The following is a 21238-nucleotide window of genomic DNA, read 5'->3' as shown; positions in this document are numbered from 1 at the left end:
TTTATTGCTGGCTTCGACAAGCTCAGCCACCAATAAAAAAGAGCTCCGCTCAAGTCGGGCTGCAGATTTTAGCTTCAATCAAATGACTTTTAATAAATTAAAAAATGAAACAACTTATAAAAATAATAACCGCATTTTCAGTCTTGATCGCAATTCAACTGAAAGCACAAACGCCTATTTCCCTCGAATCGGCCTACGAAAAAGCCTTCAAGAATAATTTGAATTTAAAAAACGGGCAACTTCGGATCGATTATCAGGACAAGATCAAAAAGTCTTATGCAGTAGTAGATCCGCTGAATGTCTCCGGAGAAATTGGACAATTTGTTTCCGCTTACACCGACAATAAATTTTCAGTCAACCAAACTTTGAGATTACCCGGATTTTATAACAATCAAAAGCAGGTTCTCATCGAGGAATGGAAAAACTCAATGTTGACTTTAGATGTTCAAAAATGGCAGTTAAAACGAGAGATCGCGTTGATCTACAACGACCTTAATTATCAAAATGAAAAGGAAAAACTGCTTTTGCGAGCCGATTCCATTTACACCAATTATTACAACCGGGCCGAACTTCGTTTGAAAAAAGGAGAAAGCAATATTCTCGAAAAAACGACCGCTGAAAACTACAGAAGTCAGGCAGAAATTCAACTGGCAAATCTGAAAAAAGACCGTGAAGTTTCCCTTTATCAATTCAATTATCTGATCAATGACGAAACATTGTATTCCAATGAAAACTCAAATTTCTATGAAATGAATGTACTGACTCAAGATGTAAATTACGCTGGAAATGCGGTTGTTTTAAAACAATTAGAACAGCAGAAAGCGATCGAACTCGCCAAACTAAATGCAGAAAAATCGAAACTCTTGCCGACTTTCAATATCGGTTATAATAATTCCAGCATGTACGGAACAGGAGCAGATGATAAGTTCTACGAAAGATCCGCACGTTTTCATTCAGGAATGATCGGCGTCGGAATTCCGCTTTTTAATGGAGCTCAGAAATCACTAATTGAAGGTCAGAAAATTAATCAGCTCATCGCCGAAAATAATTATCAATTAGGTTCAAAGAATCTAAAACATCAATATGCAGCATTGTTTGGTGAATTTCAAAAATTAAAAAGCGAAACTGATTATTATAAATCCAAAGGTCTGAAAAATGCAGAAACCATTATGAAAACTGCAAACCGCTTATACTACGAAGGTGAAATTAATTACCTGGAATGGTCTATTCTCATCAACCAGAGTTTAGACATTCAAAACAAACTCATCGATACTCAGAAAATGCTGAATGAGAAAACAATTCAATTGAATAATTTAACGCAATAATAATTTAATTTTTATCAAAATGAAAACATATACCGTTCTACATCGCTTATTACACTGGATTTTCGCATTGGGAATGTTGGTTTTATTTACCACAGGATTCCTCCGAATTGTCTGGATGAGCAAAGCCGTAATTTCAGATGCTGTGAATAAAAATGCACAAATTCAAAGTCTAAATTTAGATAAACAAAGTCTTCGGACCATCGTTCATGCCGTTCAGGATCCCATGTTTGAATGGCACGTTTACGCCGCTTACCTGATTACTTTTGCTTTTATAGCAAGGATCATTTATATGATCGTTAAAGGAATTAGATTTCCGAATCCTTTTTCAAAAACAACGACATCAAAAGAAAAACTGCAGGGTTTCATCTATCTTGGATTCTACGTTTTGATCGCCATCCAAATAATTACAGGCAGCATTCTAAAATTTGAGATCGGGTCAGAATCTCTTGGTAATTTAGCAGAAACAACCCACAAACTTGCCGTTTACTGGATGCCAATTTTCGTTGTTCTACACTTCGGCGGAGTTGCGATTTCTGAAAATACAAATCGAAAAGGAATTACCTCACAAATGATTGGCGGTGATTCGAAATAACAAAATTTTTACAATGAGAAAATTACTTATTATATTTTTAAGCCTAATTATTTTTTCCTGTTCCAAAAAAGAACTCGAGAAGGAAAAGATGGGCACTGTTTCCGGAGATCAGGTCTCTCTGACTGATCTGCAAATTAAAAATTCGGGCATTGAAACCAACACTTTAAACAACCTCGATATTGCGCATAAAATTATGCTTACCGGACAAATCGACGTTCCGCCACAAGGAATGGCGAGCGTTTCTGCACCAAGCGGCGGTTATGTTCGAGTTTCGAGATTTATGCCCGGAAATCATGTGATCAAAGGACAAACGTTAGCAACTTTGGAAAATCCTGAACTCGTGCAATTACAGCAGGATTATCTCTTGGCAAAATCGAATTTGCAGTACGCGCAACAGGATTATTCCCGTCAAAAAGATTTGAATGAGAACAAAGCAAGTTCAGATAAAGTAACTCAAAAAGCCTTTAATGAAAGTCAAAATCAAAATATTATGATGAAAGGAATGGCTCAAAAATTAACTGCGATGGGAATTAATCCTGGCTCTTTGAACGCTAATAATATACGCCGGACTTTCGCGGTGACTTCCCCAATTTCAGGATATATTTCTACCGTAAATGTCAATATCGGACAATACGTTTCGCCCATCGATAAGATGTTTGACATCGTTAATACGGGCGATCTGCATTTGGCTTTAAAGGTTTTTGAAAAGGATCTAAATAAGATCAAAGTAGGTCAAAAAGTGTATGGTTTTACCAATCAAAATCCTACTAAAAAATATGAAGCGCGTGTTTTCATTATTGGTAAAGATTTTTCTCCTGACCGAAGTGTTTTGGTTCATTGCCACTTTGTTGATAATAGTTTGACCTTACTTCCGGGAACTTTTATGAACGCCGAAATGGAAGCCGATTCTGAACAAGGCACTGTAATTCCCGATGATGCGATCGTAACCTGGGAAGAAAAACAGTATATTTTTGAGGAAATTAAGCCTAAAACCTATAAAATGTTTCCCGTACAAATCGGAAATTCTGAAAATGGATTTACCGAACTTTTGAATTTCAACCCAGCCAATGCCAATAAAAAATTTGTCACAAAAGGTGCTTATCAATTATTGATGGCTTTGAAAAATGTAGAAGAATAATTTGTTTAAAAATTATTTGCAGATAGAAAAAACATTTATATATTTGTCCCAATGAAAACGAGAACAAACATTACTTGGTGGCATCATTCAAACTTTATTAGGGTCTGAAGCAAATCTTGTATTCTGTTTGTAATAACATATAAAAGACTTTGACGTGACCCGTTAAAGTCTTTTTTTTATCTAAATTTTAAAAAATCTCATGGAATTTAACCAAACTGTAAACATAAAAACAACTGTAAAATCGGTGATGAGCGATCTTTTCACGCCGGTTGGAATTTACCTTCGCCTTCGTGATAAATTTCGCGATACCATTTTGTTGGAAAGTGCCGGAAACCAAAATACCGATAACAACTTTTCGTTTATCGCCATCAACGCGGTTGCTGGAATTGAGATCCGAAATTTTGATGAAGCAGAAATTAAATTTCCGCTTGGTAATCCACAAAAGATCGCATTAGATAAAGAGAAGTTGAGTGAATTTTTAAATGATTTCACCAAATGTTTTATTTGCGAAGAAACTACTAAGGAAATCGGTAAATCTGCACAGGGATTTTTTGGCTATACGAGTTATGATGCAATTCCTTTTTTTGAAAATATTAAGTTTAAAAAACTTTCAGAAGAAAATAAAATTCCATTACTGCGATATCGTCTTTATCAATATGTAATTGCCATCAACCATTACAACGATGAAATGTTCATTATCGAAAACAAAATCGACGGGCTGAAATCGAATATGATTGAGATCGAAAATCTCATCAATCAGAAAAATGCTCCTATTTTTCCCTTTAAAACAACTGATTATGAAACTTCAAATCTAAAAGATGAAGAATATCGTGACTTGGTTGAAACCGCAAAAAAGCATTGTTTCCGTGGGGATGTTTTTCAGCTGGTATTGAGCAGAAGATTTGAACAGAAATTTAATGGTGATGAATTCAATGTTTATCGTTCTTTACGACATATTAATCCTTCTCCTTATTTATTTTATTTCGACTATGGAGATTTTAAATTAATGGGTTCCAGTCCGGAAAGTCAACTGATCATAAAAGACGGAAAAGCGATTATTCATCCGATTGCGGGAACTTTTAAAAGAACTGGTGAAGTTCAGAAAGATTTAGAAGCTGCCGAAGAATTGAAAAAAGATGCAAAGGAAAATGCAGAACATACGATGCTGGTTGATTTAGCGCGAAATGATTTAAGCATTTGCGGAAAAAATACAACAGTAACAAAGTTGAAAGAAGTTCAGTTTTTTTCTCACGTCATTCACTTGGTAAGTGAAGTTACGGCAGATGTTGAAGAAAATCAAAATCCTTATGAAATGATCGCAACAACTTTTCCCCAGGGAACTTTGAGTGGCGCACCGAAATATAAGGCGATGGAGTTGATCGATTCTTATGAAAAAACATCGCGTTCCTTTTATGGCGGTTGTATTGGTTTTGTAGGCTTTGATGGAAGTTGCAATCAGGCCATTATGATCCGAACTTTTTTAAGTAAAAACAACACGCTTTTTTATCAAGCCGGTGCTGGAATCGTGGCGAAATCTACGGCAGAAAATGAATTACAGGAAGTGAATAATAAACTGAATGCGCTGAAAATGGCCGTTAAAAAAGCAACCTCAATTTAAGAAAATACAATTATGAAAATATTAGTCTTCGATAATTACGACAGTTTTACGTATAATTTAGTTCAAATGATTGAGCAGATCAGTGGCGAAAAAGTAGATGTTTTCCGCAACGATAAAATCGCGTTGAAGGATGTCGAAAATTATGACAAGATCGTTCTTTCTCCAGGTCCGGGAATTCCGACTGAAGCAGGAATTTTAATTGAACTGATTAAAAAATACGCACCAACGAAATCTATTTTAGGAGTTTGTCTTGGTCAGCAAGCCATTGCAGAAGCTTTTGGCGGAAGTTTGATTAATCTTACAGAAATTTATCACGGCGTTGCAACCAATGCTCAAACCATCAAAAAAGACGCTCGACTTTTAAGAGATTTACCTGAAAATCTTGAAGTTGGAAGATATCACAGTTGGGCCGTAAATCCTGAAGATTTCCCCGAAGAACTGGAAATTACCTCCGTTGATGAGAACGGAATGATCATGTCGCTTCAACATAAAAAATATGATGTTCAGGCAGTTCAATATCATCCGGAAAGTATCTTGACACCACACGGAAAAAAGATTATCCAAAATTTTTTACAGAATTAAAATGAAAGAAATATTACAATATTTATTCGACCACCAAACTCTGAGCAAAGCCCAAGCGAAATCAATTCTGCTGGAAATTTCAAAGAATATTTTTAATGAAATTGAAGTGACTTCTTTCGTTACCGTTTTCTTAATGCGAAGTATAACGTTGGCAGAGTTGGAAGGTTTTACCGAAGCATTGCAGCAGCTCGCGCCGAAAATAGACTTAGGAACAGATGATCTAGTAGACATTGTTGGAACTGGTGGCGACGGAAAAAATACGTTTAATATTTCCACTCTAGCGAGTTTGGTTGTCGCTGGAACTGGACAAAAAGTAGCCAAACATGGAAATTATGCAGCCTCAACAATCAGCGGTGCATCAAATGTTTTGGAAACTTTAGGTTATCGTTTTAAAGAAACAGAAGTCGAATTGAGAAGTGATTTGGAAAAAGGGAATTTCTGTTATTTACACGCACCGATTTTTCACACTTCATTGAAATCAATTGCGCCAATGCGTAAAAATTTAGGTTTAAAAACTTTTTTTAATATGTTGGGACCATTGATCAATCCGGCTCAACCAAAATATACCATGATCGGTGTGGCGAATTTGGAAATCGCTAGGATTTATCAATATTTATTGCAGAAGAAAAATGCTGATTTTTTACTCGTCAATGCTTTAGATGGTTATGACGAAATCAGTTTGACGAGCGATACTAAAATCATTGATAAATATGGCGAGAAGATTTATTCTGCAGAAGAATTGCAGTTTAAGAATATCGAAGCAGAAACTATTTTAGGCGGAAATAGTGTTGAAGAAGCAGCGGAGATTTTTAAAACGATTTTAGAAGGAAAAGGAACATACGAACAAAACGCAGTTGTTTTAGCAAATGCTGCGATGGCTTTGAAGAATACTGAGAAATATGGCGATTACAAAAATTGCTTAATGATGGCGAAAGAAAGTTTGATGGAAGGAAAAGCCTTGAATTGTCTAAATGTTTTAATTGATTAGAAATGAATATTCTCGATAAAATAATTGACCAGAAAAAGGTAGAAGTTGACGAAGCGAAAAAGAAAATTTTTCTAACTGAATTAAAAGATTCGAAATTTTTTCAACGTAATACGATTTCTTTAAAGGAATCGGTGAAGTCGGGTAGTGGAATCATTTCTGAATTTAAAAGACAATCTCCCAGTAAAGGAGTTATTAATGAAAAGGCTGATGTTTTAGAAGTTGCAAAATCATATCAAAAGTTTGGAGCAAGTGGAATTTCAATCTTGACTGATTCAGAATTTTTTGGTGGAAAATTAGAAGATATTTTGAAAGTCAGAAATGAAATTTCGATTCCTATTTTGCGAAAAGATTTTATGATTGATGAATTCCAGTTTTACGAAGCTAAAGCGAATGGTGCAGATGTGATTTTATTAATTGCTTCGTGTCTTTCTCCAAACCAAGTTCAGGAGTTTACGGATTTGTCACACGAATTAGGTCTGGAAGTTTTGCTGGAAATTCACACAGAAGATGAATTGCAGCATTTTAATAAAAATATCGATCTGGTCGGAATCAACAACCGTAATCTTAAAGATTTCAAAGTTGATCTGCAACATTCAGTCAACTTAAAGAACCTCTTGCCAAAAGAAGTTTTGGCAGTTGCGGAAAGCGGAATTTATTCTGTAGAAGATTTTAAATTTCTTAAAGAAAAAGGATTTGATGGATTTTTGATGGGCGAATATTTTATGCGAAATGAAAATCCTGGAGTTGCTTTCGAAGAATTTTTAAATACAATTAAAAATTAAAAGCCACGAATGCACGAATGATTTTTAAAATTAATTGCTGTAAGAATTGATATAAAACTAAATGTTATCAATAGGAACGGGCTTTAGCCCGTTTACAAAATATAAATGTTCAATTGGCTTTAGCCAAAACTTATTGTAATATGAAATTAAAAGTTTGCGGTTTAACAAGAATAGATCAAATAGAAGAATTAATTTCTTTAGACGTTAATTTCCTGGGCTTCATTTTTTATAAAAAATCACCGCGTTATGTTTTGAATTCTTTGACTTTAGAAGAAATAAAATCAGTAAAACATCATGGAAAAGTAGGTGTTTTTGTTAACGAAAGAATAGAACAAATTTTAGAAGTCTCGGAAAAAGCAGGACTCAACTTCATTCAACTTCATGGCGACGAAAGTGACGAGTTCATTTCAGATTTAAGAGAAAAGCTAATTCCTGAAATAAAGATCATCAAAGTCTTCAGAATAGGAACAGAATTAGAAAATTTAAAATTTAAGATCCAAAATTTAAAATCAGAAGTTGACTATTTACTCTTCGATACTGACTCAAAATCCTTTGGTGGAACTGGGAATTCTTTTGACTGGCAAATTTTAAATGAACTCGAACTTACTAAATCTTACTTTTTAAGTGGCGGAATCTCAGAAGAAAATATTGAAAATTTAAAATTTCTCAATCAGAAACCTTTTGCCTTAGACATCAACTCGAAATTTGAAATTGAACCCGGAAATAAAGATCTCGAAAAAATAAAAGAATTTAAAAACCTTCTCGGTTAAACTACACGAAAAATCAATCAAAATATAAAATGAAAAATTATAAAAACCCCGACAAAAACGGATATTACGGCGAATTTGGTGGCGCTTTCGTTCCCGAAATGCTTTATCCAAATGTCGAAGAATTACAGGAAAAATACGTCGACATCATCAGCACGCCTGAATTCCAAAAAGAATTTAGAGATTTGCTCAAAGACTACGTTGGTCGCGCTACACCATTGTATTTCGCTAAAAATTTAAGTGAGAAATATCAGACTCAGATTTATTTAAAGCGCGAAGATCTGAATCACACTGGAGCGCACAAGATCAATAATGCTCTCGGACAGGTTTTACTCGCCAAAAAACTAGGAAAAAAACGGATCATTGCAGAAACAGGTGCAGGTCAACACGGCGTTGCAACCGCGACTGCATGTGCACTGATGAATTTAGAATGCATCGTTTACATGGGCGAAGTCGATATCGCGAGACAAGCGCCGAATGTTGGCCGAATGAAAATGTTGGGCGCAACAGTCATTCCCGCAACTTCAGGTTCTAAAACCTTGAAAGACGCTGTGAATGAAGCTCTACGAGACTGGATCAACAATGCTACAACAACACATTATATCATTGGAAGTGTTGTCGGTCCGCATCCTTTTCCGGATCTGGTGGCACGTTTTCAAAGTGTGATCTCGGAAGAAATTAAATGGCAGTTGAAGGAAAAGATCGGACGGGAAAATCCTGATTATGTTATCGCCTGTGTCGGCGGTGGAAGCAATGCTGCCGGAACTTTCTACCATTTCGTGAATGAACCGAGCGTCAAATTAATTGCAGCTGAAGCAGGAGGTTTTGGACTCAATTCAGGGAAATCTGCCGCAACCACTTTCTTAGGAACTTTGGGGATTTTGCACGGAAGTAAAAGTATCGTCATGCAAACTGATGATGGTCAGGTAATTGAGCCGCATTCCATTTCGGCGGGTTTAGATTATCCAGGAATTGGACCTTTCCACGCGAATTTATTTACAGAAAAAAGAACTGAATTTTTCAGCATCACCGATGATGAAGCTTTGAAATCTGCATTCGAACTGACTAAAATTGAAGGCATCATTCCAGCTTTGGAAACTGCGCACGCTTTGGCAGTTTTAGACAAGAAAAATTTTGCGAAAGACGATGTAGTCGTGATTTGTTTGAGTGGTCGAGGTGATAAAGATCTGGAAATGTATTTACAAAATTTGTAATTTAATTAGGGTCTCTTTCTAAAAGACGAGACCCTCTATTCCCTCCCGATTTTACATCGGGATCCGCTCATGTCGGAGCGCAGATCGCGCTTCTTTCAAATATTAGTTTTAAAATAAAAGATTGTAGTAAAAATCAATCTCATCAAATAACAGTAAAATTATGATCAACGATAACATCCAGCATCCAGGAACCAACATCCAGCCTCAAAAAAAACTCAATATCTATTTCACTGCGGGAATTCCAAACTTAGAAGACACGACGGAAATTATGAAGACCATCCAAAATTCCGAGGCAGATTATATGGAGATTGGGATGCCTTATTCGGATCCGGTTGCCGATGGAGAAGTGATTCAGAAAGCGCACGAAATTGCGTTGAAAAATGGAATGACCATCGCGAAACTTTTCGAACAGTTGAAAACGGTAAAAGAAGAGATCAAAATTCCCGTTATTTTAATGGGTTACATCAATCCCGTTTTAAGTTTCGGCTTTGAAAATTTCTGCAAAGAATGTGCAGATTCCGGCGTTTCTGGCTTAATTATTCCAGATCTTCCACCGATTGAATTTGAGAAAAATTACAGCGAAATTCTAAAAAAATATAATCTGAACTTTACTTTCCTCGTCACTCCTGAAACTTCGGAGAAACGAATTAAATATTTAGATGATTTAAGCTCCGGATTTCTGTACGCGGTTTCAAGTTCTTCAACAACAGGAAACGAAAATAAAGAAGTGAAGAATGAAGATTATTTGACACATCTTTCAGAGCTCGATTTAAAAAATCCGGTATTTATAGGCTTCGGAATTAAAGATAAGACCGATTTCGAGAACGTAACCGAAAAAGCAGAAGGTGGAATTATCGGAACCGCATTTGTGAAAATTCTTTTAGGAAACGAAGACTGGAAACAGAAAGGAAGCGACTTTATTCATAGCATAAAGAATTAAATTTTGTAAATTTGTCCTCTTAAAAAACGCAATCCTGCAATAGGGATCGACGTGAAAATCCCGGAATGGAGGCGCGAGCGAAGCGAGTGCCGAAATGAGGAATTGTAACAGAGAGCCCGACCCAAGCGTTGGCATTTGCGCAGGAAAGGGGATTGCCCAAAATAATGAATTTCAATGACAACGACACAGAACAGAACTTTGCAATTTCAGGATTTAGGTTTGATGGATTATCTTCCGGCCTTTGAATATCAGGAAAAACTGATGAAAGAAATCATCGCGTTGAAACTGAAAAACCGCGACCGAACCGATGGAATTCAGGAAGTAACTCCAAATTATTTGCTGTTTGTAGAACATCCGCATGTTTACACTTTGGGGAAATCGGGTCATGAAGAAAATATGCTCGCCAATTCTAAAAGGCTGGAAGAGATCAACGCAACTTACGTGAAAACAAATCGTGGCGGAGATATTACCTATCACGGTTTTGGACAATTGGTTGGTTATCCGATTTTAGATCTCGATAATTTCAAATCCGACATTCATTTATATATGCGGAATCTGGAGGAAGTAATCATTCGCACCATCGCAGAATTTGGCTTGAAAGGCGAAAGATCTGAAGGTGAAACCGGAGTTTGGCTCGATGTTGGAAAACCTTACGCGCGGAAAATTTGTGCAATGGGTGTGAAGACCTCAAAATGGGTGACCATGCACGGTTTCGCCTTAAATGTAAATACCGATCTGCGCTATTTTGAATATATCATTCCGTGTGGAATTAAAGATAAAACGGTGACTTCTTTAACACGCGAGTTGGAACGAGAATTTTCCGCGGAAGAAATTGCAGATTTAAAAGGAAAAATTAAACACCATTTCTGTGAAGTTTTTGAAGCAAAATTTATTTAATCCAATACCATCAAATAACAGAAATCACGTCTTTTGAAGGTGATTTTTTTATGGCACCTCTTTGTAAAGTTCTACTTTCTCGAAATTCTTCAATTTTTGCTTTTCAATTTTATCCGAAATTAAAATTCCCGACAAATGATCGATTTCGTGCTGCATAATAATAGCGGTAAAACCTTCCACAATTTCAGTGTGTTGTTTTCCCTCCAGATCGTAATATTCTATTTGAATGACCTGACTTCGGTAAAAATAATCTCTAAAAACTGCGATGGAAAGATCACCTTCCGGACCAAGATTTAAAATTTCGGACCGCCACAAGATTTTAGGATTGATCAAATATTCAAAAGGTTTATCTGGCTTGTCAAAACGTTTTACCCAAATAATATTTCGATTGATACCAACTTGCGGAGCTGCAATTCCGACCCCACTTTTTGTGGAAAGCAATGCCAATTTCATTCGGTTCACCAAAGTTTTGGTGGTTTTGTCTTTTGGATCAGCGTCTAAAGATCGATCGAGCAAAACTTTGTGTTGCAAGGAATCTGCCGTTTGATAAACCGGAAGTGCCGTCTCAATATTTCCTTCATTAATAAGGGAAATTTCAGCTTTTGTATATTTTTGTCCGGAAGATAAAATATAAAATAAAACAAAAAGCAAGGAGGTTTTTCTCATGCTTTAAAAGGTTTTGAATCCTTTATAAACTTCCGCAGACTTCTCCAGCATTCTTACAGATTGAATTCTGAACTGCGTTAAATGGTCGGTTCCATTGTGCTGATGATGATGTTCCACACTTTCCCACACCTCCGTGATAAAGAACATTCCTTTATTTTCATTGTCTTCAACCAGATCATATTGAATACAACCTTCTTCTTTGCGGGTTTCGATGACCAGTTTTCTTAGTAATTCCAAAGCGTCCATGATGTCGTTTTCTTTAAATTGAAAGAGGGCGACGATGTATAAGTTCTTCATAATATTTTCAAAGTTTAAAGATATGAACTGAAAATGGAATTTTTGAAAAATCGATAAAAAAAGTTGACATAAAATCGTTTTTTCTTAATCGGTAAAAATTTTTATCTTTGTAAGAATCAATAAAAGAAAAATGGCAGAATATAAATTAATTCTTCCTTCGATGGGAGAAGGCGTGATGGAGGCGACGATCATCAGTTGGATGTACAATGAAGGAGATATGGTAAAAGAAGACGATTCTGTTGTAGAAATCGCTACTGATAAAGTAGATTCCGATGTTCCGACACCAGTTTCAGGGAAAATTGTAAAAATTCTGAAACAAAAAGATGAAATCGCTAAAATTGGCGAAGTCATTGCGATACTGGAAGTTGCGGGAGAAGGCGAAATTATTTCTGAACAACCACAGGAACCGAAATCTGCAGAAGAAGTAAAAACTCAAATTCCAAATGTTGATTCAGAAGTCGTAAAAGGACTGGAAGAAGCCATGGAAAGTTCAAAATCAGCAACCAGTTTTGCAGGTTCCGATCTCTATTTATCACCGCTCGTAAAATCAATCGCTCAACAGGAAAATATTTCCGAAAACGAATTGCAGTCGATTAAAGGAAGTGGTTTAGACAGCAGAATCACCAAAGAAGATATTTTATCTTTTGTTTCCACAAGAGGTCAAAAGCAACCGGAAGTTCAAACTCCTGTTCAAGTACAATCAACTCCAGCTCCGAAAGCTGCAGCACCGGTTTCTACACCCATGGTTGTTGGACAAGGCGACGAGATCATTCAAATGGATCGTGTAAGAAAAATCATCGCCGAGGCAATGGTGAAAAGCAAACATACCGCTCCACACGTCACTTCTTTCATCGAAACCGATGTAACAAACGTCGTGAAATGGAGAACGAAACATAAAGATATTTTCGAAAAAAGAGAAGGTGAAAAACTGACCTATATGCCAATTTTTGTGAAAGCAATTGTAAAGGCAATTCAGGATTTGCCGATGATCAACGTTTCTGTAGATGGTGATAAGATCATCAAAAAGAAAAACATCAATATCGGAATGGCAACCGCACTTCCCGACGGAAATTTAATTGTTCCTGTTATCAAAAATGCGGATCAACTGTCACTTTCAGGCTTGACAAAAGCGATCAATGATCTGGCTTTCCGAGCAAGAAATAAAAAATTGAGACCGGAAGATACGCAAGGTGCAACCTACACGATTTCCAACGTTGGTGGATTTGGTAATTTGATGGGAACGCCGATTATTCCGCAGCCTCAAGTTGCAATTTTGGCGGTCGGAGCGATCGTTAAAAAACCGGCAGTTTTGGAAACCAAAGATGGCGATGTTATTGCGATCCGTAACTTGATGTTCATGTCGCATTCTTACGATCACCGTGTTGTAGACGGTTCTCTGGGTGGAATGTTCCTGAAACATGTTCACGATTATTTGCAGAACTGGGATTTAGACACAGAAATTTAAGATCTCAATAAATAAAATTAAAACCTTCAGGATATTTCTGGAGGTTTTTTTTAGGAGCTAAATCCCGCTTTCACTACTCGCTTTTTTTCGCCACCACAAATTCCAACATCGAAAAAAGAGCTCAAACAGGCCGTTCAATCGGGGCTAGATACGGCTGGATTTTTAAATAAAATTCTGGTAAAAACCTTAACTTTGATTTCTAAAATAAAAAGAAATGTTTACCATTAGAAAAGCCACACCAGAAGATACTCCAATAATTTTTGATCTCATTAAAAAACTCGCCGTTTACGAAAAAATGGAAAATGAAGTCGTGACTTCCGTAGAAGAACTTCGGGAAAATATATTTGGGAAAAAATTCGCACACGTAATCATCGGCGAAGAGAATGGTATTCCTGCTGGATTTGCCCTTTATTTCTACAATTTCTCAACATTCGTAGGAAAACCTGGTTTGTACTTAGAAGATCTTTATGTAGAGCCGGAACACCGCGGAAAAGGATATGGTAAAACGCTTCTTATCGAACTGACGAAAATTGCAAAAGCAGAAAATTGCGGCAGAATGGAGTGGTCGGTTCTCAACTGGAATCAACCCGCAATCGACTTCTATGAATCCCTACAAGCCAAACCAATGAATGAATGGACCGTTTATCGTTTGGATGGAAAAGGAATCGGGGATTTAGCAAAATAACAAACGCTCATAAAAACAAAAAGTGTGGATTTCTAAAAACCCACACTTTTTTATTATATTAAAATTTCAATTACATAATTTTCGCGATCTCGTCACACAACCATTCCAGCATTTCGCGATCTTCCGTAGTAAACGGATCTAACTCGTGAGAATCGATATCGATCTGACCGATGTTGTTGCCATCTTTCATGATCGGAACTACGATCTCTGCTTTCGTTGCGATAGAACAACTCAAATAATTGTCTTGTGCGTGAACATCAGGAACAACAAAAGTTTCGTTAGAAACTGCAACCTGTCCGCAAATACCTTTTCCAAAAGGAATCACGGTGTGATCTGTTTCTGCACCAACATAAGGTCCCAGAATTAATTCTTCTTTATCGCCGTTTCTAAAGTAAAACCCCGTCCAGTTGAAATATTGAATTTCCTGATCGAGAAGATGACAGATTTTCTGAAGTTTAACTTCTGTATTGTGATTTGGACTTTCTAATATTGAAGAAAGACGTTTTTTTATTTCAGACATTTTTTTATTTTTTTAGGAAAACTGTTTTAGTTTTAATTCTTCTTTGTAGCCGAACATTCCGCGTTCCTTGATCATATCGGCAACATCTGCAGGTACTTGTTTTTCCCAGCCACTTTCGTGATTTGCAATTTTATTTAGAATTTCTCGGGAATAGATCTCAGAGAAATTAGGATTGTAATTTTTGATATCAACGATCCTTTTATTAAGTTTAAAATATTTATAAAGCTCTTTTAGATTATCGCTCACCTTCAAATTGGTAGAGGTCAATAATTCATGAGTTTCAGGATCTTTGTACGGATAAAGATAAACGGTCATGCCTTTTCTGAAAAATTTACCAAAAGCTTCTAGAATTCCGCCGGAGAGATTTTTATAATAATTTTCATCAAACACATCCAAAAGATTGTTAACGCCCATTGCCACTCCTATTTCTCCACTCGAATAGTTGGCGAAATAATCGATAAGCCGGAAATATTCGGAGAAATTTGAAATAATTACAGTGTATCCCAACTTTGCTAAGACATCAACTCTGTCCAGAAAATCGCGCTCATCAATATCACCGGCTGCTCTTAAATTTGAGATCGTAATTTCAAAAAGAACTTCCTTTTCATCAAAATTGCATTCGGAATCTTTCATGAACATTTCAAGACCTTTCTCGAACATATCAATATTCACCAATGTTACAGGGCGAAAACTCCCACGAACTGCGAAAATATTCTTCTTATATAAAATATCTGCAGGCAACATATTATTTCCCTGTGGATTAAAAATTACCGCATCGGTCATACCATTTTTTACGAGTTGCAAACTCATTAGGCGATTATCGACATAAGAAAAAGCAGGACCACTGAAATCGATCATGTCAATCTCCACATTATCTGTAGAAATGTCATCATATAAAGATTCAATTAACCTTCTCGGATTATCGGAATAGTTGAACGCTCCGTAGATCAAATTGACACCTAAACCTCCCAACGTTTCCTGTTGCAGAGTCGTATCATTTTCATTAAATTTTACATGAAACACTATTTCATTGTAATCTTCTTTTTCATCGAGTTGAAATCTCAAGCCAACCCAACCGTGACCTTTCATGGTCTTATCGAAATTGATCGTCGTGACCGTGTTAGCGTAGGAAAAGAATTTTCTTCCGGGATTATTTTCTCTGGATAATCGTTCCTCGATCAAAGAAACTTCATAACGAAGCATTTTGCGCAGACGGTTTTGGGTCACATATCTGTTTCTGGCTTCTTTACCATAGATCGCATCACTAAAATCTTTGTCATAAGCAGACATCGCTTTTGCAATCGTTTGAGACGCACCTCCCGCTCTAAAAAAATGACGCACCGTTTCCTGACCTGCACCAATTTCGGCAAAAGTTCCGTAAATATCGGGGTCTAAATTAATGGCTAAAGCTTTCTGTTTAGGAGTTAATTTCGGATTAATCACAAGCAATTCTTATTTTTTGTAAATTTACCAATAATATACCAACCTCAAAAGAAATGAAGTTGAAATTTTTAGGATCGGGCACTTCCCAGGGAGTTCCTGTTATTGGTTGCCACTGCGAAGTTTGCAGTTCGAAAGACCCAAAAGATAATCGGTTCCGATCGTCGGCTTTAATCAGCACAGATTCCGGAAAAAAAATATTGATCGACTGCGGTCCGGATTTTCGTATTCAAATGCTCAATAATAATGAGGATAATGTTGATGCGGTTTTACTTACCCATGAACACAATGATCACGTTATTGGGTTGGATGATCTGCGTCCCGTAATTTTTCGGAGTAAAAAAAACATGGCACTTTATTGTAATAAAAGAGTAGGAGCTGAAGTAAAAAACAGATTCCCGTATGCTTTTGCGGATGTGAAATATCCTGGAGCGCCGTCATTTGACCTGCACGAAATTGAAGGAAATTTTAATCTATTTGATACGGAGATCATTCCTGTTAATGTGATGCATTATAAAATCCCAATTTTAGGATTTAAGTTTAAAAACCTCGCTTACATTACTGACGCAAGTTTTATTTCAGAAGTGGAAAAGGAAAAATTACAAAATCTTGATTATTTGATCTTAAATTGTATCCGTAAAGAAGAGCTTCATCCTGCCCACTTTATCTTACCTCAGGTCTTGGAACTCTTTGAAGAACTTCAGCCAAAGAAATTATATCTCACGCATATCTCCCATCATTTAGGAACTCACGCCGAAACTGAAAGTGAACTTCCGGAAAATGTACATCTTGCTTACGATGGTTTGGAACTGGAGTTTTGATAATCAATCAGTTAAAATATTTTCCGTCGAAAAACCTTTTAAACAGAGAAAATTTGTTAAAATAATTTTCCTTAAATAAAAAATAATTCTATATTTGCACACCAATTTAAAAAGCCCGGTTGGCGGAATTGGTAGACGCGCTAGACTCAAACTCTAGTATCGCAAGATGTGCCGGTTCGATTCCGGCACCGGGTACTATAAACGCTGTTAATCTGTTGATTAGCAGCGTTTTGTATTTTTAAGGGTTGTAATCTGTCCGCAATTTGTCCGCATTTTAATTAAGTTTTAGATGGAAGCTATAATTTCAAAAGCAATTAATTGCATTATTACCATTACTTCTTGCTTTATATTATTTTCAAAAAAACGGGAAATAAATCATTGTTTTTGCACTAAGATTATTATAAATTTGATTTTTTATTGACAGAAAAGCAAATGGATAAGGAAATTATCAATAATATATGTAATGAAATCGTTTTTAGCGATTTTTTTAAAAAACATATAAAACCTCTGCGAAATTATTTACTTTACCGTTTTGGCAACCAAACAGATGCGGAAGATGTTGTACAAAATGTTTTTATTAAACTTTGGCAAAATTGCAGCGATGTTCCTTTATTAAAAGCGAAATCTTATATCTACACGATAGCAATCAACTCATCTCTAAACGTTATCTCTCATAAAAATGTAATTTTAAATTACGAGAAAAATAATGCCACAATTGATAGAAATAGTGAGAATCCGCAGTTTCTTTTAGAAGAACAAGAATTTAAAAATAAACTATACCAAGCCATTGAAAATTTACCTGAAAAACAGAGAGTTGCATTTTTATTACATAGAATTGATGGAAAAAAATACAGCGAAATTGCAAAAGAACTGCAAATAAGTGTAAAAGCGGTTGAAAAAAGAATACACCTCGCTCTTTTGGACTTAAGAAAAATAGTTGAAAAAATATAAGGTAGGGTAAAAAGTAAGTTAGATTGTTCTATATTCACAAATGCTAAATCAATGGAAAAAGAACACTTTTTGGCAAAATGGCTTAATAACGAACTTTCTCAGGAAGAGTTAGAGTTATTTAAAGCTGATCCAGATTATGAAATCTACGAGAAAATAAGAAATTATTCTAAAAATTTATCTGTACAAGATTTTGATGAAAATCAAATTTTAACGAACATATTAAATGCAAAAAAACTTGATCAAAAGAAAATAAATTTATTTACAAATTTTTATAAAATGGCTGCAATTTTTATTGCCATTTTTACCCTTACTTTTATTGCTGCAAATCTATTGTCTTCAAAAAAAGTAGTTACAGATCAGTTGACAAGCAAAACATTTTTATTACCAGATTATTCTAAAGTGATTTTAAATAATAATTCTATTGCCCATTATAATAATTTTCGATGGTTATTTAATAGAAAAATTCATTTGGAAGGAATTGCCTATTTTCATGTATCAAAAGGCAAAAAATTTACAGTTTCTACAGATTTGGGAAACGTGACCGTTTTGGGAACAAAGTTTGAAGTGCAAGCTGCAGAAAATAATTTTAATGTTGTTTGTTTTGAAGGAAAAGTGAAAGTGAATTATAAAAATAAGGAAGTTTTTCTAACCAAAGGAATGCGCGTGAAATTTGAAAATGGGATAGAAAAAGATTCCTATGCAAATGCAGAAAATCCATATGAACAAGTAATTTCTTTAGACTTTAAAGATGAAAAATTATCAACTATTTTATCTCAATTGGAAAAAGTGTATCACCTCAAAATGGTTTCAAAATCAAATTCGCAAGAATTGTTCACAGGGAAATTACCAAACGATAATTTAGAAATGGCACTTTCTATCATTTCAAAAACCTATCATTTAGAGTATAGAAAAAGTGCAGGAAAAATTCTCTTTATTGATAAAAAATAAATGGTAGGATTTCGGAAAATTATCGCCTTACTTTTTTTGATTTTTTTTGGATGTATTTTTTATGCACAAATTCCAATAAAAAAAGTTTTAAAATCCCTTGAAAATCAGCATCAAATATCATTTAATTTTTTGGAGCGTGATTTGAAAAACATTTCTATTTCTGCACCAGATAAAAATCTTAATGTAAGCGATAAAATATTTTATTTAGAAGAAAATACGCATCTGGTTTTTGAAAAAATAAGTGAAAATATATTTTCTATTCATCAACCGGAAAAAAAAATTAGAATTTCTGGAACAATCATCGATAAGAAAGATAATACACCAATTGCAGGCGCAACTATCATATTAGAAAATGGCGAAAAAACAAGTGCAGATAAAAATGGTTTTTTTGATATAATGGTTAGTAGACCAGTTGGATACAAAATTGAAAGTCCAGAATTTATTACACTACAAGTATCAGCAATTGAAAAAAATAATGCTGAAAAAAACATCTATATTTTAGATGAAAAGATAAAAAAAATTGATGAAGTCTTTATACAACAGTATATTTCAAATAGTATTTCAAAAAACAAAGATGGTTCTTACGGAATTTCGCCTAAAAAAGGTGGAATCATTCCTGGATTGATAGAACCAGATGTTTTGCAAACGACACTCTTTCTACCGGGAATTACAAGTGCAAAAGAAAGTCTCTCCAGTATCAATGTGAGAAGTGGTACCAATGATCAAAATCTTATTTTGTGGAATGGTATTAAACTCTACCAAACAGGACATTTTTTTGGACAAATTTCTACCATAAATCCCTATTTATCTAATTATATTAAAATTTTTAAAAATGGCAGTCCGGCTTTTTTTGGAGATGGAGTTTCTAGTGTGGTAGATATTTCTACAGATGCTAATTTTTCTGCTAAAAACAAATACAGTTTCGGCCTCAATATGTTGAATGCAGATATTTATGCTAAGGTAAATATTACAAAAAATAGTTTTATAGAAGTTGCCGCAAGAAAATCTTTTACTGAATTTTTAAGCACTCCTACTTTTAATAAATATTTTCAGAAAACATTTCAAAACACCTCTATTCTAAATTTAAATACGAATGAAAATGTAGAATATTCTGTAAATAAAGATTTTCGGTTTTATGACATTTCTACCAAATTGGTGCAAAAAATTGGTGCAAAAAACCTCTTAATTTTTGATTTTATCAACATCAATGACAAAGTGAATGCTTCTGAAGCGGATGAAGACGGAGATGAAGATAATCTATTAAAAAATACAATTTACCAAAAAAATTTAGGTCTAAATGCAACTTGGAAAAGCGTTTGGAATTCAAAAAATAGTTCTACCATACAATTATCAAACTCAGTTTATGAATTAGATTCTAAAATAGAAAATATATTTGATCTCTCCAGTTACAATACCAAAGAAAATAAGGTAAATGATCAAAGTCTAAAGATAGACCATCATTATCAATTAAATAAAAAATATGCGCTTAAATTTGGTTATCAATTAAATAAAATTGCGGTGCGAAATGTAGCGGAAGATAAGTCTGTTTCTTCATTTGAAAAATCAAATAGTAACCTCACAGAACACGCAATTTTTGCTGAAGCGAAGTTGAACGATAGTACTTCAAAATTTAATGCTTCTGCAGGAATACGAGGAAATTATATTACAACATTTCGGAAAATAATGGTGGAACCAAGATTTCAATTAAATTATGAAATTAACAAAAACCTTGATCTTATATTTTTGGGAGAAATGAAAAGCCAAATTATTTCTCAACAAATCGAACGGCAAAATGATTTTTTTGGAGTGGAAAACAGATGGTGGATTTTGGCAAACAATTCCGACATTCCTGTGCAAAGAAGCAGGCAGATTTCTCTGGGTTTAGATTATAAGCAAAACAATTGGTTGATCACTGCTGAAACCTATTATAAAAAAGTATCTGGAATAACTACAAGTAGCCAAGGTTTTCAGAATCAATTTCAATATGTGCAAACTTCGGGCAATTATAATGTAAAAGGAATTGAATTATTGGCACAAAAAAAAATAAACTATTTTTTGATTTGGAGCCATTATAATTTTGGGCAAAGCAAATATAATTTTCCTGCGTTGACTCCTTCCGTTTTTGAAAATAATTTTCAAATCAATCATCTATTCGCTTTGGGGTGCAACTTCGAAAAAAAGAGATACAAATTTGCTTTGGGATCCAAATGGCATTCTGGGAAACCCGAAACAGAATTGAGAGATAATAACATCAATTTTTCTGATCCTGATAATCCAGTTTTAAATTTTGCGCTTCCAAATGGGAAACCACTCGAACAGTATTTTCAAGTAGATGCTTCTGTTTCCTACCATTTCAAAACAAATCACAATTGGGATTATTATTTCAATGTTTCTCTATTAAATATATTTAATAGAAAAAATGAAATCAATGAATATTACAAAATAAACCAAGAAAGTACCGAAATAGAACAAGTAAAATCTTTCGGTCTTTCCAGAACTATTAATGCCGCTTTCCGGGTAAGTTTCTAATTACCCAACTTATTATCTCTCTGATTTTCAATACATTTTACATTTTAGCTTAAATTTTTACTTTTTTAGGTAG

21 protein-coding genes and 1 tRNA gene are annotated in these 21238 nt (G+C 34.8%); 18 read left to right on the top strand and 4 right to left on the bottom strand.

Features of this window, described 5'->3' with window-relative positions; genetic code table 11:
• The first annotated feature begins 104 nt into the window (after positions 1-104).
• The 11 genes from IV494_RS04890 (at position 105) to lipB (ending at position 10843) form a co-directional block, all read left to right on the top strand.
• Positions 105-1325: a TolC family protein gene (locus IV494_RS04890; RefSeq protein WP_196079027.1), complete on the top strand. Its 1221-nt coding sequence runs from the start codon at positions 105-107 to the stop codon at positions 1323-1325.
• A gap of 19 nt (positions 1326-1344) precedes the next feature.
• On the top strand, positions 1345-1917 hold the full coding sequence (locus tag IV494_RS04885) for a cytochrome b/b6 domain-containing protein (protein WP_196079026.1): 573 nt from the start codon (positions 1345-1347) through the stop codon (positions 1915-1917).
• Positions 1918-1930: 13 nt separating this feature from the next.
• Positions 1931-3055 carry an efflux RND transporter periplasmic adaptor subunit gene (locus tag IV494_RS04880; protein WP_196079025.1) on the top strand — a complete coding sequence of 375 codons (1125 nt, stop codon included), beginning with the start codon at positions 1931-1933 and terminating at the stop codon, positions 3053-3055.
• Between the two features lie 199 nt (positions 3056-3254).
• Positions 3255-4673 (top strand): anthranilate synthase component I family protein, encoded by a 1419-nt coding sequence (locus IV494_RS04875; RefSeq protein WP_196079024.1) that lies wholly within the window; start codon positions 3255-3257, stop codon positions 4671-4673.
• Between the two features lie 12 nt (positions 4674-4685).
• A complete protein-coding gene (locus tag IV494_RS04870) occupies positions 4686-5255 on the top strand; it encodes an anthranilate synthase component II (RefSeq protein ID WP_196079023.1) in 570 nt (189 codons plus the stop codon).
• A gap of 1 nt (position 5256) precedes the next feature.
• A complete protein-coding gene (trpD, locus tag IV494_RS04865) occupies positions 5257-6243 on the top strand; it encodes an anthranilate phosphoribosyltransferase (protein WP_196079022.1) in 987 nt (328 codons plus the stop codon).
• A 2-nt stretch (positions 6244-6245) separates the two neighbouring features.
• Entirely contained in the window at positions 6246-7025 is a 780-nt protein-coding gene (gene trpC / locus IV494_RS04860; protein WP_196079021.1) for an indole-3-glycerol phosphate synthase TrpC, read from the top strand.
• A 140-nt stretch (positions 7026-7165) separates the two neighbouring features.
• A complete protein-coding gene (locus IV494_RS04855; protein WP_196079020.1) occupies positions 7166-7795 on the top strand; it encodes a phosphoribosylanthranilate isomerase in 630 nt (209 codons plus the stop codon).
• Between the two features lie 29 nt (positions 7796-7824).
• On the top strand, positions 7825-9006 hold the full coding sequence (gene trpB, locus IV494_RS04850) for a tryptophan synthase subunit beta (protein WP_196079019.1): 1182 nt from the start codon (positions 7825-7827) through the stop codon (positions 9004-9006).
• Positions 9007-9166: 160 nt separating this feature from the next.
• A complete protein-coding gene (gene trpA / locus IV494_RS04845; RefSeq protein WP_196079018.1) occupies positions 9167-9946 on the top strand; it encodes a tryptophan synthase subunit alpha in 780 nt (259 codons plus the stop codon).
• 174 nt (positions 9947-10120) lie between these two features.
• On the top strand, positions 10121-10843 hold the full coding sequence (lipB, locus tag IV494_RS04840; RefSeq protein WP_196079017.1) for a lipoyl(octanoyl) transferase LipB: 723 nt from the start codon (positions 10121-10123) through the stop codon (positions 10841-10843).
• A gap of 48 nt (positions 10844-10891) precedes the next feature.
• Here lipB and def read toward each other — a convergent pair whose 3' ends face one another.
• Positions 10892-11509, bottom strand: a complete 618-nt coding sequence (gene def, locus IV494_RS04835; protein WP_196079016.1) for a peptide deformylase — start codon at positions 11507-11509, stop codon at positions 10892-10894.
• Between the two features lie 3 nt (positions 11510-11512).
• Positions 11513-11806, bottom strand: a complete 294-nt coding sequence (locus IV494_RS04830; protein ID WP_196079015.1) for a putative quinol monooxygenase — start codon at positions 11804-11806, stop codon at positions 11513-11515.
• 130 nt (positions 11807-11936) lie between these two features.
• Between IV494_RS04830 and IV494_RS04825 the strand changes: the two genes are divergently transcribed.
• A complete protein-coding gene (locus tag IV494_RS04825) occupies positions 11937-13271 on the top strand; it encodes a dihydrolipoamide acetyltransferase family protein (protein WP_196079014.1) in 1335 nt (444 codons plus the stop codon).
• Between the two features lie 214 nt (positions 13272-13485).
• Positions 13486-13956, top strand: coding sequence for a GNAT family N-acetyltransferase (locus IV494_RS04820; RefSeq protein WP_196079013.1), 471 nt, complete (start codon positions 13486-13488; stop codon positions 13954-13956).
• Positions 13957-14026: 70 nt separating this feature from the next.
• Here the strand turns inward: IV494_RS04820 and IV494_RS04815 are convergent, their stop codons facing one another.
• The gene (locus IV494_RS04815) at positions 14027-14476 is read right to left on the bottom strand and encodes a GAF domain-containing protein (RefSeq protein ID WP_196079012.1); all 450 of its coding nucleotides are present in this window, start codon (positions 14474-14476) and stop codon (positions 14027-14029) included.
• A gap of 12 nt (positions 14477-14488) precedes the next feature.
• On the bottom strand, positions 14489-15916 hold the full coding sequence (locus IV494_RS04810; protein WP_394368400.1) for a TonB-dependent receptor: 1428 nt from the start codon (positions 15914-15916) through the stop codon (positions 14489-14491).
• A 56-nt stretch (positions 15917-15972) separates the two neighbouring features.
• On the opposite strand from IV494_RS04810, the gene IV494_RS04805 reads away from it, so the two are divergent.
• From IV494_RS04805 to IV494_RS04785, 5 genes are all read left to right on the top strand, one after another.
• On the top strand, positions 15973-16737 hold the full coding sequence (locus tag IV494_RS04805; RefSeq protein ID WP_196079010.1) for an MBL fold metallo-hydrolase: 765 nt from the start codon (positions 15973-15975) through the stop codon (positions 16735-16737).
• 113 nt (positions 16738-16850) lie between these two features.
• Positions 16851-16932: transfer RNA gene (locus IV494_RS04800), tRNA-Leu, on the top strand.
• Positions 16933-17169: 237 nt separating this feature from the next.
• Complete coding sequence (locus IV494_RS04795) at positions 17170-17688, top strand: RNA polymerase sigma factor (RefSeq protein ID WP_196079493.1); 519 nt, start codon at positions 17170-17172, stop codon at positions 17686-17688.
• 51 nt (positions 17689-17739) lie between these two features.
• Complete coding sequence (locus IV494_RS04790; RefSeq protein ID WP_196079009.1) at positions 17740-18636, top strand: FecR family protein; 897 nt, start codon at positions 17740-17742, stop codon at positions 18634-18636.
• A 141-nt stretch (positions 18637-18777) separates the two neighbouring features.
• Positions 18778-21165: a TonB-dependent receptor gene (locus tag IV494_RS04785; RefSeq protein ID WP_196079008.1), complete on the top strand. Its 2388-nt coding sequence runs from the start codon at positions 18778-18780 to the stop codon at positions 21163-21165.
• The last annotated feature ends 73 nt before the right edge of the window (positions 21166-21238 follow it).

Origin of the sequence: Kaistella gelatinilytica (assembly GCF_015679325.1) — a bacterium.
Classification (GTDB): Bacteria; Bacteroidota; Bacteroidia; order Flavobacteriales; family Weeksellaceae; genus Kaistella; species Kaistella gelatinilytica.
Note: the sequence above shows the minus strand (reverse complement) of the source record. Positions and strands in the feature narration are given on the sequence as shown.

What these genes read in the sequence shown, in the direction of transcription:
- trpA (WP_196079018.1), top strand. Translation starts at nt 9,167, where the DNA reads ATGATCAACGATAACATCCAGCATCCAGGAACCAACATCCAGCCTCAA.
- IV494_RS04825 (WP_196079014.1), top strand. Translation starts at nt 11,937, where the DNA reads ATGGCAGAATATAAATTAATTCTTCCTTCGATGGGAGAAGGCGTGATG.
- IV494_RS04790 (WP_196079009.1), top strand. Translation starts at nt 17,740, where the DNA reads ATGGAAAAAGAACACTTTTTGGCAAAATGGCTTAATAACGAACTTTCT.
- trpB (WP_196079019.1), top strand. Translation starts at nt 7,825, where the DNA reads ATGAAAAATTATAAAAACCCCGACAAAAACGGATATTACGGCGAATTT.
- IV494_RS04875 (WP_196079024.1), top strand. Translation starts at nt 3,255, where the DNA reads ATGGAATTTAACCAAACTGTAAACATAAAAACAACTGTAAAATCGGTG.
- trpD (WP_196079022.1), top strand. Translation starts at nt 5,257, where the DNA reads ATGAAAGAAATATTACAATATTTATTCGACCACCAAACTCTGAGCAAA.
- IV494_RS04885 (WP_196079026.1), top strand. Translation starts at nt 1,345, where the DNA reads ATGAAAACATATACCGTTCTACATCGCTTATTACACTGGATTTTCGCA.
- IV494_RS04870 (WP_196079023.1), top strand. Translation starts at nt 4,686, where the DNA reads ATGAAAATATTAGTCTTCGATAATTACGACAGTTTTACGTATAATTTA.
- IV494_RS04805 (WP_196079010.1), top strand. Translation starts at nt 15,973, where the DNA reads ATGAAGTTGAAATTTTTAGGATCGGGCACTTCCCAGGGAGTTCCTGTT.
- IV494_RS04815 (WP_196079012.1), bottom strand. Translation starts at nt 14,476, where the DNA reads ATGTCTGAAATAAAAAAACGTCTTTCTTCAATATTAGAAAGTCCAAAT.
- IV494_RS04830 (WP_196079015.1), bottom strand. Translation starts at nt 11,806, where the DNA reads ATGAAGAACTTATACATCGTCGCCCTCTTTCAATTTAAAGAAAACGAC.
- IV494_RS04880 (WP_196079025.1), top strand. Translation starts at nt 1,931, where the DNA reads ATGAGAAAATTACTTATTATATTTTTAAGCCTAATTATTTTTTCCTGT.
- IV494_RS04890 (WP_196079027.1), top strand. Translation starts at nt 105, where the DNA reads ATGAAACAACTTATAAAAATAATAACCGCATTTTCAGTCTTGATCGCA.
- def (WP_196079016.1), bottom strand. Translation starts at nt 11,509, where the DNA reads ATGAGAAAAACCTCCTTGCTTTTTGTTTTATTTTATATTTTATCTTCC.
- IV494_RS04855 (WP_196079020.1), top strand. Translation starts at nt 7,166, where the DNA reads ATGAAATTAAAAGTTTGCGGTTTAACAAGAATAGATCAAATAGAAGAA.
- IV494_RS04795 (WP_196079493.1), top strand. Translation starts at nt 17,170, where the DNA reads ATGGATAAGGAAATTATCAATAATATATGTAATGAAATCGTTTTTAGC.
- IV494_RS04820 (WP_196079013.1), top strand. Translation starts at nt 13,486, where the DNA reads ATGTTTACCATTAGAAAAGCCACACCAGAAGATACTCCAATAATTTTT.
- trpC (WP_196079021.1), top strand. Translation starts at nt 6,246, where the DNA reads ATGAATATTCTCGATAAAATAATTGACCAGAAAAAGGTAGAAGTTGAC.
- lipB (WP_196079017.1), top strand. Translation starts at nt 10,121, where the DNA reads ATGACAACGACACAGAACAGAACTTTGCAATTTCAGGATTTAGGTTTG.